Below are 14,233 nucleotides of genomic sequence, written 5' to 3'. Positions count from 1 at the left end.
GCCGCGTGGTGGATCGTCCCAGGTCACCGGCGGTGCGTCGGCGCCGCCGAAATATGGGTACCGGTTACCCATGTGACCCCCTGCGGGCCGCCGGCACGATATCGGCGTGGAGAGATCGGGGACGCGAATTGCGGCGGCGGTGGGCGGTGCGGGCGACGCCTGGTGGGCGCCCGGCCTCACGCTGGCCGAACGGGTACGGGCAGCCGACGACGGCGGGTCCGTCGTCGCCGGCCCCGGGTCCGAGCACGCCGTGCGGCGGTTGCAGGACTGGCGTTCGGCGTACGAGCTGGGGACGACGGGGCAGTTCGCGCACCGCCTGGCGGCCCTGAGGATCACCGAGGGGCAGTTCCTGGCTCTCCTCGACCGACCGCCGGCGGCGCTGGCGGCCGGGTCGGCGGCGCCGGGCTGGGCCGAGTACACCGAGCGGGCGCTCGGCCTCGCCCCCGACGGCGCCTCCCAGCCGACCCCGGGCACCCCGTGGTCCGACGCGTTCGCCGGCGTGCTGGCGCCGTTCGTCGCGGCCGCCTGCGCCGACCTGCGGCAGCGGGTACGGGCTCCCGGTACGCCCGCGGTGGTGGACCTCGCCGCCGTGTACGCCGGGTTCGCCGACGCGCTCCGCGCCCGGCTGGTCTCGATGGCGTCGCGTACCTTCGTCCTGGAACTCAACGTCGCCCGCGCCGCCGGCCGGCTGGCGGGTCCCACGCCCGAGCACCGGTTCGCCGCCTTCGTGGCCGACCTCGCCCAGCGCGAGCGGCTGACGCGGGTGATGACGGACTATCCCGTGCTGGCGCGGATCCTGGCGACCGCCTGTCGGCACGCCGTCGAGGCGGCGGCCGAGCTGCTCGACCGGTTCGTCGCGGACCGGGCGGAGATCCTCCGGCGGTTGTTCGACGGCCACGATCCGGGCCCGCTGGTCGGAGCCGACGTGGCGGGAGACTCGCACGGGCACGGGCGGGCGGTGGCGCTCCTGCGCTTCGCCTCCGGCGCCCGGGTGGTCTACCGGCCGCGCTCGGTCGCCGTCCACGTGCACTTCAACGAGGTCCTGGACTGGCTCAACGGGTTGCTGCCGGAGCTGGAGCTGCGCAGGTTGACCGTGCTCGCCCGCGGTGGCTACGGGTGGATCGAGGTCGTCGATCGTGCCGCCTGCTCCGACGCCGCCCAGGTGGGCGCGTTCTACCGCCGGCAGGGGGTGCTGCTCGCGCTGCTGTACCTGCTGGGCATGACGGACATCCACCACGAGAACCTGATCGCCTGCGCCGACCAGCCCGTCCTCGTCGATGTCGAGACGCTGCTGCACCCCGACCTGCCCGTGCCGACCGCCGCGCCCGATCCCGCCGCCCGGGCGCTGCGGACGTCGGTGTACCGCACCGCCCTGCTGCCGCAGCCGCTCATCGGCGAACGCGGCCTGCTGGACATCTCCGGCCTGGGCGGCGACCCCGGCGCGCAGCAGCTCCGGGAGGTCGTCGAGTGGGCCGCTGCCGGCACCGACACGATGCACCTGGTACGTGGTGCCGCGCCCGTGCGGGCGGCCGAGAACCGCCCGACGCTGGACGGCGTCCCGGCCGACGCCGCCGGGTACACGGGCGAGCTGCTCGCCGGCTTCCGCGCCGGGTACCGCGCCATCGCCCGGCGGGCCGGCGACCTGACCGGCCCGGACGGCCTGCTCCGGCGGTTCACCGCCGACGAGCTGCGGGTCATCGCCCGGTCGACGCGGACCTACACCGTGCTGCTGAGCGAGTCCACCCATCCCGACGTGCTGCGCGACGCGCTCGACCGAGACCAGATCTTCGACCTGCTCTGGGCGGCCTCGGTGGACGACCCGGTACGCAACCGACTGGTGTCCCGCGAGATCGAACAGCTCTGGGACGGCGACGTCCCCCTGTTCACCTGCCGCCCGGACGACCGCGACCTGGCCGGGGGCGACGGCGTCGGATTCGTCGACGTGCTCGACGAGCCGGTGCTGACGACCGCGCTGCGCAGGATCGCCGCCATGGGCGCGGTCGACCAACGCGACCAGGAGTGGATCGTCCGGGCCGCGCTCGCCGGCCGGCTCGGCGGGGCACGCCACGAGTGCGCGGAGCCGGTCCCCGTCCGGTGGGAGGCCACGGCACCGGACCCGGGCAGGCTGCTCACGGTCGCCTGCGGCATCGCCGACAAGATCATCTCGGACGCCTACGACGACGGCGTGTTCGCCAACTGGCTCGGCCTCGAACCGGTGGACGGCGGGCACAGCACGATCATGCCGCTGGGCGCGGGGCTGGGAAACGGATACCCGGGCACCGCCCTCTTCCTGGCCGAACTGGCCCGGCTGACGGACGTCGACCGCTACGCCGAGGCCGCCCGCAGGGCGGTGCGCCAACTTCCCGTGCTGCTCACCGCGATGCAGGCCCGGCCGCACCTGGCGGACACGGTCGGCAGCGGCGGGTTCACCGGCCTCGGGGGGATCGCCTACGCGGCGGCCCGGCTCGCCGACCTGCTCCGGGACGACGCGCTCGGCGACTCCGTCGAACCGGCGGTACGCCTCGCGGCGATCGCCGCCGCGACGGACCCCAACCCGGGCGTGCTCGACGGGCTGGCCGGCTGCCTCGCCGCGATGCTCGCCGTCAACGAGCTGACCGGCCTGCCGCTCGCCGCTGAGACGGCCCGCGACTGCGCCAAGCGGCTGCTGGCGGCAGTCCCCACGCTGCCCGCGCAGCCCGGCTTCGCCACCGGTACGGCCGGGATCGGCTGGGCCCTGCTGCGGTTCGCGCAGGCGGAGGGCGACGAGCGGTACGCCGAGGCCGGCAGCGCGATGCTGGCCCGTGCCGCCACCGGCCCGGTCCCGGACCCGTCGGCGCACTCGTGGTGCCACGGCGTGCCCGGAATCGCGGTCGCCATCGCCGACCAGGGCCGGCTGCTGGCAGACCCGGCGCTGGCCGCCTTCGTGGACCGCGCGGCGACCGCCGTGTCGAGATCGGGGCTGGTCGACGACCACAGCCTCTGCCACGGGGAGCTGGGCAGGCAGGAGATGCTGTCGGTCGCCGCCGCGCGCGGTCGCCGGGCCGCCGCCAGCGTCCGCTCCGACCAGGCCGGACAACTGGTCGCCGCGCTGGACCAGGCCGGCCCGAGATGCGGTGCCGCCGGCGGCGTGAGCGTCCCCGGCCTGCTGGACGGCCTGGCCGGGATCGGCCACGGACTGCTCCGTATCGGCTTCGCCGATCGAGTGCCCTCGGCACTGCTGCTGCATGCCGAGCCGACGACATCCGACGCGGTGTCGAGAACCAGATAGGGGGAAGATATGCGGAACGACCTGACTGTTCCTCGACCGGCGGGGGCGGCCGAGGAACCCGAGCCGGCCGACACTCACCCGGCGGGCGACATCAAGTTCAGCTTCCTGTGGCACGTCGGGAGGCGGTCGGGCATCCTGACCGGCCTGATGATCGCCGCGCCCGCCATCGCGGCCATCATCGACACCGGTGGCACTGGTGGTCACTCGTCGGAGTGAGTCCGACCGGGAGCGGCACCTTCCCGTGTCGTTTCATCGACAGCGGGCGCCCGTGTTCGACGCGGTAACGCGGGTGCCGCTCACGTTAGCCTGCGGGCATGCGCTTCTCCTCGCCGGTGGTGATCGGACGTGATGCCGAAATCCGCGCCGTCAACGCTCGACTGACGGCCACGCGGTCCTCGTCCGGCGGCACGATCTTCCTGATCGGCGAGGCGGGGATCGGCAAGACCCGGCTCGCGGAACACTGCGCGCACGCGGCGGCGGAGGCCGGTATGGAGCTGCTACGGGGCCGTAGCAGCTCCACCGGCCCCATCGTCCCGTTCCGCCCGCTGACCGAGGCGATCTTCGCGCTGTCGCGCACGGGCCGGCTGCCGGACAACACCGAGCTGGCGCCCTACCGCCCGGCCCTCGCCCGACTCGTCCCCGAGTGGCGGGACCCCGCGGTGCCGGAACGGGTGGCCTCGATCGTCGAACTGGCCGAGGCGGTCCTGCGGCTCGTCACCGCCGTGGCCGGGGGCCGGGGCTGCGTCCTCATCCTCGAGGACATCCACGACGCCGACGCCGAGACCCACGCCGTCGTGGAGTACCTGGTCGACAACCTCGCCGACCTGCCCATCCTGATGGTGGCCACCATGCGGCCGGGCAGCGGCCCCGCGACCGAGCTGGCCTGGGCCGCGGCTGTGCGTCGCTCCGCGGCCGTCGTCGAACTCCACCCCCTGTCCGACCAGGAGGTCCACGAGCTCGCCGCCGCCTGCCTCAACACCGACGCCCTGCCCGCCGAGCTGACCGACCGGCTGGTACGCGACAGCGAGGGCAACCCGTTCGTCGCCGAGGAACTGCTGAACAGCATGATCGGCGCGCGCGCACTGGTCCGCGACGGCGACGGCTGGCGGTTCACCGACGACCCCGCCATCGCGTTGCCGAACACCGTCACGCTCAGCGTGACCCGCCGGCTGGCCGGCCTCGATCCGCAGGCGCGGACACTGCTGCACACCGCCGCGGTGCTGGGCCGGCGCTTCCCCGTGGCCGCGCTGCGGGCGGCGACCGGTCTCGAGGAGCGGGCCATGCTGAGCCATCTGCGCTCCGGCGTGGACGTCGAGGTCGTCATGCCCGACCGGTCGACGCCCGACTGGTACTCCTTCCGCCACGCGCTGACCGCCGACGCGATCCTGGCCACGCTCACCCCCGCCGAACGGTCCGCGCTGGCCAAACGCGCCGCCGACGCGCTGGAGTCGGCGTACGCCGGGCTGCCCGGACACTGGTGCCAGCTCGCGGCCGAACTCAGGCAGACCGCCGGGGACAACCACGCCGCGGGCCTGTTGTTCGCGGAGGCGGGCCGGCGGGCACTCGGCGACGGCGCCACCACGTCGGCCGTCACCCTGCTCGACCGCGCGTACCAGCTGATGTCCGCCCCGCCCGACCCCGAGGCGCGCGCCGGCATTCTCGAGTCGCTGCTCAACGCCCTGGCCGAAGCCGGCCACGCGAACCGGGCGTTCGCCCTGGTCGACGACGCGACCTGGGTGAACGCCGTGACCCTCGGCGTCGAGCAGCACGTCAGCATCCGGACCCGGCTCGCCTGGGTCGCGGTCACGACCGGGCGGTGGGCCGACGGCGCGTCCCAGGTGCGCATCGCCCGGGCGGTCCTCGGCAGCAACCCGCCGCCGGGGCCGGCGGCCCGGGTGGACGTGGTCGAGGCGCACCTGATCTTCGGCGACGGTGACGGCTGCGGCCGGACCACGCAGGCCGAGCAGCTCGTGCTCCAGGCCCTGGCGGTGGCCGAACGGGTGCCGATGGCGGAGACGGCGTGCCAGGCGCTGCAACTCCTGGCCATGATCGCCCGGAGCCGGAGCTTCGACGAGGCGGAGTCCTACCTGACCAGGATGCTGGCGATGGCCGAGGAACACCGCCTGCCCCTGTGGCGCATCAACGCGCTGTTCCGGCTCGGGGTCAACCAGAGCATGCGCACCGGCGAGCAGACCCTGCTGCGCCAGGCGGAGCAGGCCGCGCAGCTGTCCGGCGCCATCATGATCGGGCAGAGCATCGAGGGCGTGTACGCGATCCGGGCCGTGATGCAGGGCGACTACCCGACGGGGGACGAGCTCGCCGCCCGGTGCGCCGCGGCGACCGCCCGGCTGCGCAACATCGACGACCAGCAGTTCGCGCTGGTGACGGCCGCCGCCTCCGCCGCCCACCGGGGACGACGGCGACTGATGGAGCAGCGGCTGGAGGAGTTCCGGGCGGTCGGTGGGGGAGAGTCCGGGCACGTTCCCCTCGCCTACGGCTTCTGCGAGGCCGTCTGCGCACTGCTGGAGGAGGACCGGCCGGCGGCGATCCGGGCCCTCGACCTGGCCCGCGCGTGGGAGGACGGCCACCCGAACACCTACTACATGACGGGCCGCTTCGGACTGCGACCGCTGCTCGACGCGCTGGCCGGGTCGCTGGACCGCACCGGCATGGAGGCGGTGGCGCTGGCCCCGGGCGCGACCCTGCGCTGGAACCGGCAGTTCCTGCACCTGGCGAAGGCGGTGGTGTACGGGCGCGCGGGGCAGCGCGAGCGGGCCGCCACGGAGGTCGCGTTGGCCCTGGAGGCCGCGGCGCCGTACCGCATGTCGTACCACCTGGGGTTGCGTCTGGTCGCCGAGGCCGCGCTCGCCGACGGGTGGGGCGAGCCCGTCGCCTGGCTGAGGGCGGCGGAGGACCACTTCCACAACGTCGACGCGCCGGTGATCGCCGGGGCCTGCCGGGGCCTGCTCCGTCAGGCCGGCGCGTCGCTCGGGCAGCGGCGCTCCGGTCACGACCGCATCCCGGCCCGGCTGCGCGCCGTCGGGGTGACCGTCCGCGAGCACGAGGTGCTCGTGCTGCTCGCGAAGGGCCACGACAACCAGGATCTGGCCTCGCTGCTGCACCTCTCGCCACGTACGGTCGAGAAGCACGTCGCCAGCCTGCTGCTCAAGACCGGGCACGCGAACCGCAGGACGCTGCGCGACAGCGTGGACGAGCTGCTGCGGCCCGACAGCCGCTCCGGGAGCAGTCGGTGAACGGCCCCGACCGCCCGCCGGGCGGCCGGGACCGCGTCGGTCGGAGGTGCGCGGGTTGAACCTCAGAAAAACTTGATCCGTTCCAAAATACTGGACTATGTTCGACACGTGACGCCCGACTTCGAGACCCAGCTGCGGGCGGTCTCGTTGCGCGTGACGCGGCCCCGGTTGGCGGTGCTCAGAGCGCTGCGTGACCACCCGCACGTCGACACCGACACGGTGATCGCCCTGGTGCGGGCGGACCAGCCCACGGTCTCCCACCAGGCGGTCTACGACGTGCTGCGCGCGCTCACCGACGCCGGTCTGGTGCGGCGCATCCAGCCCGCCGGGGCGACCGCCCGCTACGAGTCCCGGGTGGGCGACAACCACCACCATGTCGTGTGCCGCTCCTGCGGCGCGATCGCCGACGTCGAGTGCGCCGTCGGCCATGCACCCTGTCTCACCGCCTCCGACGACCGCGGCTTCGTGGTCGACGAGGCGGAGGTCGTCTACTGGGGCACCTGCCCCGACTGCGCGACCGAACGCACCGTTCAGTGAACCGCCAGTCCGGAAGGAAGCAGATGAGCGACACCCAGGACAATGGCCCCGTCAGCGCGCAGGGCGTGGACAAGAAGGAGGCGGCCGGTTGCCCGGTCGCGCACGACTCCGTGACCGCGCACGGCAGCGAGAGCGAGAACCCGGCGATCGACTCGCCGACGCCGAAGACCGGAGGCCGTCCGCGCACCAACCGGGACTGGTGGCCCAACCAGCTCGACCTCTCGGTGCTGCACGCCCACTCGGCGAAGGGCAACCCGCTGGGGGAGGACTTCAGCTACGCCAGGGAGTTCGCCAAGCTCGACGTCGAGGCCCTCAAGCAGGACATCGTCAAGGTCCTCACCACCTCGCAGGACTGGTGGCCGGCCGACTTCGGCCACTACGGCGGCCTGATGATCCGGATGAGCTGGCACGCCGCGGGCACCTACCGCATCGAGGACGGCCGCGGCGGCGCCGGCGACGGTGGCCAGCGGTTCGCCCCGCTCAACAGCTGGCCGGACAACGCCAACCTCGACAAGGCCCGCCGGCTGCTGTGGCCGGTGAAGCAGAAGTACGGCCAGAAGATCTCGTGGGCCGACCTGCTCGTGCTCGCCGGCAACGTCGCCCTGGAGTCGATGGGCTTCAAGACCTTCGGCTTCGCCTTCGGCCGGGAGGACGTCTGGGAGCCCGAGGAGATCTTCTGGGGCCCGGAGGACACCTGGCTCGGTGACGAGCGCTACGCCTCCGAGAAGGAGATGGTGACCGGCGTCGGGGCCACCGAGATGGGGCTCATCTACGTCAACCCGGAGGGCCCCCGCGGCAACGCGGACCCGCTCGCCGCGGCGCACTTCATCCGCGAGACCTTCGCCCGGATGGCGATGAACGACGAGGAGACCGTCGCCCTCATCGCCGGCGGCCACACCTTCGGCAAGACCCACGGCGCCGGCGTCGCCGACGACCACGTGGGCCCCGAGCCCGAGGGCGCCCCGCTGGAGTCGCAGGGCCTGGGCTGGCTGAGCACCTACGGCAGCGGCAAGGGCGGTGACACGATCACCAGCGGCCTGGAGGTGACGTGGACCGACGTGCCGACGCAGTGGAGCAACCGGTTCTTCGAGATCCTCTTCGGCTACGAGTGGGAGCTGACCACGAGCCCCGGCGGCGCGAAGCAGTGGGTCGCCAAGGACGCCGAGGCGATCATCCCGGACGCCCACGACCCGTCGAAGAAGCACAAGCCGACGATGCTCACGACCGACCTGTCGCTGCGCGTCGACCCGGCGTACGAGAAGATCTCGCGCCGTTTCCTGGAGAACCCCGACGAGTTCGCGCTGGCGTTCGCCAAGGCCTGGTACAAGCTGCTGCACCGCGACATGGGGCCGGTCGAGCGCTTCCTCGGGCCGTGGGTCCCGGAAGCCCAGCTGTGGCAGGACCCGGTGCCGGCCGTCGACCACGAGCTCGTGGGCGACGCCGACGTCGCCGCGCTCAAGGCGAAGGTCCTCGAGTCCGGTCTGACGACCGCGCAGCTGGTCTCCACCGCCTGGGCCTCGGCCGCCAGTTTCCGGTCCACCGACAAGCGCGGCGGCGCCAACGGCGCGCGGATCCGTCTCGAGCCGCAGCGCGGCTGGGAGGTCAACCAGCCCGAGCAGCTCGCGACGGTCCTGGAGGCCCTCGAGGGCATCCGGCAGGAGTTCAACTCCGCCGGCGGCGCGAAGATCTCGCTCGCGGACCTGATCGTGCTGGCCGGCTCGGCGGCCGTCGAGAAGGCGGCGCGCGACGCCGGCGTCGAGGTGACCGTGCCGTTCCGGCCGGGCCGCACCGACGCCACCCAGGAGCAGACCGACGTCGAGTCCTTCCGGGTGCTGGAGCCGCGCGCCGACGGGTTCCGCAACTACCTGCGTGCCGGCGAGAAGACCCAGCCGGAGGTGCTGCTCCTCGACCGCGCCTACATGCTCAACCTGACCGCGCCCGAGATGACCGTCCTCGTCGGCGGCCTGCGCTCCCTCGGGGCGAACGCCGGCGGCACTCGGCACGGCGTCCTCACCGACCGGCCCGGCCTGCTCACCAACGACTTCTTCGCCAACCTGCTCTCCCCGGGCACCCGGTGGAAGGCGTCGGAGTCCGCCGAGCACGTCTACGAGATCCGGGACCTGGCCAGCGACGAGGTGAAGTGGACCGCCACCGCGGTCGACCTGATCTTCGGCTCCAACTCCCAGCTGCGGGCCCTCGCCGAGGTCTACGCCAGTCAGGACGCGCGCGACAAGTTCGTCGCCGACTTCGTCGCGGCCTGGACCAAGGTCATGGAACTCGACCGGTTCGACCTCGTCTGACCCGGCTCCGGACGACGAGCCCCGGTCGATCGCTGGTGGATCGACCGGGGCTCGTCCGCCGTCGGGTCCGGTGACCGGGCGGGCGACACCGCTGGTCCCTGTCCCGTCGACGGCGGAGGCCGGGCGGCCCCTAGCATCACGGGGTGCGTGTGAAGTCGCTTGCCGCCCTACTCGTCCTGTCCGTCGCCGGGGCGGGCCTGCCCGCCTGCGGCAACTCCGCCGCCGACGGCGACCCGCCGCCGGCCCCGCCGGCCGCGGCGACGCCGGCCGGTGGGGCCGAGGCGAGCAGCCCCGGGGCCGCCCCGACGGCCCGTTCCGGACTCGGCGGACCTTCCGCGAGCGCCAGCCCGGGGCGCGCGACGAAGGCGGGGACCCTGAAGGCCGGCAACCCGGACGGCGGCGCGGCCGTGCCGGCGGAGGCGCGCGCCGTCGACACGTCGAGGCCGACCCGGACGATCGGCAGTGGCACCGCCGCCAGTTGCACCTCGGCCGCGGTGGTGAAGGCGGTCGCGGCCGGCGGCGTCATCACGTTCGACTGCGGGCCGCAACCGGTGACGATCAAGATGACGGCCACCGCCAAGGTCCGCAACGCCAACGGTCCCAGGGTGGTGCTGGACGGCGGCGGCAAGGTCACCCTCAGCGGCCAGGGGCAGCGGCGGATCCTCTACATGAACACCTGCGACAGCGCGCAGGGCTGGACCACCTCGCACTGCCAGAACCAGGACCACCCCCAGCTCACCGTGCAGAACCTGACCTTCGCCGACGGCAACTCCATCGGCGAGCGCACCGAGGGCGGCGGCGGTGGGGCGATCTTCGTCCGGGGCGGCCGGTTCAAGGTGGTCAACTCGCGCTTCGTCCGCAACCGCTGCGACCGGACCGGCCCCGACCTGGGCGGCGCGGCCATCCGGGTACTCAGCCAGCACGAGAACAAGCCCGTGTACGTGGTCGGCAGCACGTTCGACGGCGGCGTCTGCGCCAACGGCGGCGCCCTGAGCAGCATCGGCGTCACCTGGGCGGTGCTGAACAGCGTCCTGCGCGGCAACCGGGCGGTCGGCACCGGGGCCAACCCGGCCAGGCCCGGCACACCGGGCGGCGGCAGCGGCGGGGCGATCTACTGCGACGGCAACGAGTTCACCGTCCGGATCGCCGGCACCATCATCGAGGGCAACGAGGCGAACGAGGGTGGCGGGGCCGTCTTCTTCGTCAGCAACGACCGCACCGGCACCATGCGGATCGAGAACTCGACCCTGCGCCGCAACCCGAGCAACGGCTTCGAGACGCGCGGCTACCCCGGCATCTTCTTCCTCGGCGCCCGCAACCCGACGCTGACCGGTTCCAGGCTGAGCTGACCCAGGGCGGTCGACGCGGATGGGCACGGCGCGAGCCTGGTCCTAGGATCGGGTCATGGGACGGACCGACCGCGCCAGCCGGGTGATCGCGGCACCACCGGCGACCGTCTACGGCGCCCTGCTCGACCGGGAGGCGCTCGAGGCGTGGCTGCCGCCCGACGGCATGCGCGGGCGGATCGAGCGGTGGGATCCCCGGCCCGGAGGCGGGTTCCGGATGGTCCTGACCTACCTCGACGCCGCCGACAGCCCCGGCAAGACGTCGGATGCGACGGATGTCGTCGACGTCGGGTTCGCCGCCCTGGTGCCACCCGAGCGCGTGGTGCAGCGGGCGGTGTTCGAGGCCGACGACCCGGCGTACGCGGGCACCATGACGATGACCTGGCACCTCGCGGCCACCGGCGCGGGGACCGAGGTGACCGTCACCGCCACGGACGTACCACACGGTATCGACCAGGCGGACCACGAGGCCGGGATCGCCTCCTCGCTGGCCAACCTGGCGTCGTACGTGGAAGCGGCTGACTGAGGTCGTCGCGGGGGAGGATCGCCGTACTCGGTGCTCACCGGCCGGGTCGGTAGGCTCCGACAGTGGAGAGCAGTCGAGGGCGGATCGTGGTTCAGATGTTGTTGGATGCTGCGGAGAACGCCTCGCCGGTCGAGGCGGTGGAGGCGGTCACGCGAGGGCTCGGCGCGGCGCTGGGGGCACGTACGATCGCGTTCCTCATCGCGGACCTCAGCGGCCGGGCGCTGGTCCGGTTGGCCCACGTGCCGCTCGACGGCGCCGGTGCGGGACGCCGGGACGGCGACGAGGCCGCCACGGTGATGCCGTTCGACGGTGGCCCCGCCGAGCAGGCGCTGCGCACCCAGGCGGTGCAGGTTCTCGCGCAGCCGGACGGGTGGACGGTGTTGGCGCCCGTGACCGAGCGCGGCGAGGCGATGGGCCTGCTCGAGATGGTCCTGCCGGACGAGCCCGATGCGCGAACACTGGAGGAGATCGCCCGCACGGCGCACGTGTTGGCGTTCGTGGTGATCGCCAACCGGCGGTACACCGACCTGTTCGAGTGGGGGCAACGGACGACCCCGTTCACTCTCTCCGGGGAGATCCAGCGCCGCCTGCTGCCCGCCTCGTTCACGTGTGAGGCCAGCGCGTTCACCCTGTCCGGCTGGCTCGAACCCGCCGCCAGCATCGGCGGGGACACCTTCGACTACAGCCTCGCCCGCGACGTGCTGCACTTCAGCGTCACCGACGCGATGGGCCACGGGGTGGCCAGTGCGCTGACGGCCACGCTGGGCGTGGGCAGCCTGCGCAACAGCCGCCGCCGCGGGGCTGGCCTGGTGGAGCAGGCCGACGCTGCGAACGCCGACGTGGCCGCTCACGCCAGCGTGCCCGGCAGTTACGTCACGGCGGTCCTCGGCCGTCTGGACCTGCGCGCGGGGGTGTGCGCGCTGCTCAACGCCGGGCACGTGCCGCCGCTGCTGGTGCGCGACGGGGACACCCGGGCGCTGTCGCTACCGGCCAACTTCCCCCTCGGCATGTTCGCCGAAGCCAGTTACGGCGCAGGCGAGGTCACGCTGCGACCGGGCGACCGTCTGGTGGTGATCACCGACGGGATGCGGGAGCGCAACGCCGCCAGCCTGGACCTTCCGGCCCACTTGCGGTCGATCGCCGGGCTGCATCCGCGCGAGGCCGCCCGGGCGTTGGCGGATGCCGTGCTCGAGGTCAGCGGGCCGACTCTGGCCGACGATGCCACGCTGTTCATCCTCGACTGGCACGGCGGGCACAGCGAGGACCGGAGCACCAGCGCCGGCGCCGACCAGGCACGTGCCAGCGGCGCGCTGCCCGACTGACTACCGGCCCGTCGCGTCGTGCCCGGACGGCAGATCGGCCTCGGCCGCCTGCACGCTGTCGTAGATGTCGATCACGCGGTCCACCGACGTGACCGTCAGGACGCTCCGCACGGCGGGCTGCACCGCGGCGAGGCAGAGCCGACCGCCGGCGTCACGCAACGCCTTGAACATCACCACCAGCGCGCCCAGCCCGCTGGAGTCCATGAACCCCACCTCGGCCAGGTCCACCACCACCTGGCGGTCACCGGCGTCGACCAACCGTTGCAGACCCTCACGCAACTGCGGGGACGTCGCCAGGTCCAGCTCGCCGCGCACCTCGAGCACGGTGCAACCACGGCCCGGCCGGACCGACAACAGCAGTGCCATGACAGCCTCCCCACGCCGATGATCCCCGCTCACCCTATGCTGCCGGGTGCGGACCGCCGCCGGCCGGCGTGCGTCGCGCCGACACGCCCGGCCGTTTGACCGCGGCAACTCCGGGTAGTGCTGATCACCGCGGAAGCGTCCCGCCCCGAGTTGTGGCACAGTAGTCCGGCGCGGTCACCCAGCGGGGAGGAGGAACGGCGCGATGCGCGTAACCACGACGTTCTCACTCCCGCGTCGACCGTCCTCGGTGACCCGCGCCCGGCACGTACTCGCCACCCTGCTGAGCCTCACCGACACCGCCGAGGACTCCCGTGGTCACCTCGCCGTGCTGATCACCGAGGCGTGCACCAACGCGGTGCTGCACGCGGACGCCGACAGCAGCGTCGACATCACCATCGTGATCGACGACGACGTCTGCCTGCTCGAGGTCGGCAACCGCGGCAGCATCCCCGACGGCGCCGGGCTCGACGCCGCACTGCCCGCCCCGCTCACCGTCGGCGGTCGCGGACTGCCCCTGATCACCGCGCTGGCCGACACGGCCGCCTTCGTCGCCGGGCCATCGGACCAGGTGCTGCTACGCGTCACCAAACACCTCACCGGCGTACGGACGTCGCCGGTCGCCTGACCGCCGTCGACGGCCGGCCACGGCCCGCCGGATCGTCCGGGACATCGCCGACCGGCACGCGCGGATCGTCCCGTCCCCGGTCGGGTTGGTGACCTCATGCTTGCCGTGCGTGACCGGATGGTCGAGGGTCGAACCCTGCTCACATCCGTCGCACATGTGCCGAGGAGTCCCATGCAGCCGTTCGACCTGACCAGTGGCGACCAGATCCTCCTCCAGCCCGCGCTGGCGAACAACGTCAGCGGGATGAACCTCTCCGTACGCACCGATCTCGGCACCCGCGTGGAGGCGTGGCGGGCGGCGCCCACCGTCACCGGTGACCAGAGGTTCTTCTGCCACGGCTACTCGCTGGGCACCTTCGGGACGCACAGGTACACCGTCTGGGGCGACTTCCTGCCGCAGGTGCTGGCCGACGAGTACCAGACACTCGGGCGGATCGACAACGCGCGCAACGTCGCGGCCAGGGACGTGCTGGTCTGGTGGCTGGGGGGCACGGACGCGTACCACTCCGCGGTGGTGGAGCAGCCGGCGTTCCTGCCCACCGGCGCCCTGGACCCGGCGCACACCAGGGTCAGCTCGAAGACCGGCACCGGCCCGCTGTGGATCGGTGTGTTGGCCGAGGACGTGAAGCAGCAGTACCGCTCCGCGGCGTACATCGAGGTGTACCGCCGCAACCAGTGAGGCGCGGCGCG

At 73.2% G+C, this 14,233-nt stretch carries 11 protein-coding genes; 10 read left to right on the top strand and 1 reads right to left on the bottom strand.

What is annotated here, in order from left to right:
- Positions 1–106 precede the first annotated feature (106 nt).
- The 8 genes from OG989_RS26635 to OG989_RS26600 all read left to right on the top strand — a co-directional run bounded on the left by OG989_RS26635 (position 107) and on the right by OG989_RS26600 (position 12,553).
- Positions 107–3,268, top strand: a complete 3,162-nt coding sequence (locus tag OG989_RS26635; protein ID WP_327028836.1) for a type 2 lanthipeptide synthetase LanM family protein — start codon at positions 107–109, stop codon at positions 3,266–3,268.
- A gap of 9 nt (positions 3,269–3,277) precedes the next feature.
- Positions 3,278–3,484 (top strand): hypothetical protein, encoded by a 207-nt coding sequence (locus OG989_RS26630; protein ID WP_132240586.1) that lies wholly within the window; start codon positions 3,278–3,280, stop codon positions 3,482–3,484.
- A gap of 98 nt (positions 3,485–3,582) precedes the next feature.
- Positions 3,583–6,522, top strand: coding sequence for an AAA family ATPase (locus tag OG989_RS26625; RefSeq protein WP_327028835.1), 2,940 nt, complete (start codon positions 3,583–3,585; stop codon positions 6,520–6,522).
- A 108-nt stretch (positions 6,523–6,630) separates the two neighbouring features.
- A complete protein-coding gene (locus OG989_RS26620; protein ID WP_132240588.1) occupies positions 6,631–7,059 on the top strand; it encodes a Fur family transcriptional regulator in 429 nt (142 codons plus the stop codon).
- 23 nt (positions 7,060–7,082) lie between these two features.
- A complete protein-coding gene (gene katG / locus OG989_RS26615) occupies positions 7,083–9,359 on the top strand; it encodes a catalase/peroxidase HPI (protein WP_327028834.1) in 2,277 nt (758 codons plus the stop codon).
- A gap of 149 nt (positions 9,360–9,508) precedes the next feature.
- The gene (locus tag OG989_RS26610) at positions 9,509–10,708 is read left to right on the top strand and encodes a hypothetical protein (RefSeq protein WP_442791967.1); all 1,200 of its coding nucleotides are present in this window, start codon (positions 9,509–9,511) and stop codon (positions 10,706–10,708) included.
- 55 nt (positions 10,709–10,763) lie between these two features.
- On the top strand, positions 10,764–11,231 hold the full coding sequence (locus tag OG989_RS26605) for an SRPBCC family protein (protein WP_327028832.1): 468 nt from the start codon (positions 10,764–10,766) through the stop codon (positions 11,229–11,231).
- A gap of 95 nt (positions 11,232–11,326) precedes the next feature.
- Positions 11,327–12,553, top strand: coding sequence for a PP2C family protein-serine/threonine phosphatase (locus OG989_RS26600; protein WP_151453869.1), 1,227 nt, complete (start codon positions 11,327–11,329; stop codon positions 12,551–12,553).
- Here the strand turns inward: OG989_RS26600 and OG989_RS26595 are convergent, their stop codons facing one another.
- On the bottom strand, positions 12,554–12,919 hold the full coding sequence (locus tag OG989_RS26595; RefSeq protein ID WP_151453870.1) for an STAS domain-containing protein: 366 nt from the start codon (positions 12,917–12,919) through the stop codon (positions 12,554–12,556).
- 202 nt (positions 12,920–13,121) lie between these two features.
- Between OG989_RS26595 and OG989_RS26590 the strand changes: the two genes are divergently transcribed.
- Entirely contained in the window at positions 13,122–13,544 is a 423-nt protein-coding gene (locus OG989_RS26590; RefSeq protein WP_151453871.1) for an ATP-binding protein, read from the top strand.
- A 171-nt stretch (positions 13,545–13,715) separates the two neighbouring features.
- Positions 13,716–14,222 (top strand): hypothetical protein, encoded by a 507-nt coding sequence (locus tag OG989_RS26585; protein WP_151453872.1) that lies wholly within the window; start codon positions 13,716–13,718, stop codon positions 14,220–14,222.
- Positions 14,223–14,233: the final 11 nt, after the last annotated feature.

This window comes from Micromonospora sp. NBC_01740 (assembly GCF_035920365.1).
GTDB lineage: Bacteria > Actinomycetota > Actinomycetes > Mycobacteriales > Micromonosporaceae > Micromonospora > Micromonospora reichwaldensis.
Note: the sequence above shows the minus strand (reverse complement) of the source record. Positions and strands in the feature narration are given on the sequence as shown.

Bases quoted from the DNA above. Each gene is read 5' to 3' on its own strand.
- OG989_RS26590 (WP_151453871.1), top strand. From the start codon at position 13,122: ATGCGCGTAACCACGACGTTCTCACTCCCGCGTCGACCGTCCTCGGTG.
- OG989_RS26600 (WP_151453869.1), top strand. From the start codon at position 11,327: ATGTTGTTGGATGCTGCGGAGAACGCCTCGCCGGTCGAGGCGGTGGAG.
- katG (WP_327028834.1), top strand. From the start codon at position 7,083: ATGAGCGACACCCAGGACAATGGCCCCGTCAGCGCGCAGGGCGTGGAC.
- OG989_RS26625 (WP_327028835.1), top strand. From the start codon at position 3,583: ATGCGCTTCTCCTCGCCGGTGGTGATCGGACGTGATGCCGAAATCCGC.
- OG989_RS26605 (WP_327028832.1), top strand. From the start codon at position 10,764: ATGGGACGGACCGACCGCGCCAGCCGGGTGATCGCGGCACCACCGGCG.
- OG989_RS26585 (WP_151453872.1), top strand. From the start codon at position 13,716: ATGCAGCCGTTCGACCTGACCAGTGGCGACCAGATCCTCCTCCAGCCC.
- OG989_RS26595 (WP_151453870.1), bottom strand. From the start codon at position 12,919: ATGGCACTGCTGTTGTCGGTCCGGCCGGGCCGTGGTTGCACCGTGCTC.
- OG989_RS26630 (WP_132240586.1), top strand. From the start codon at position 3,278: ATGCGGAACGACCTGACTGTTCCTCGACCGGCGGGGGCGGCCGAGGAA.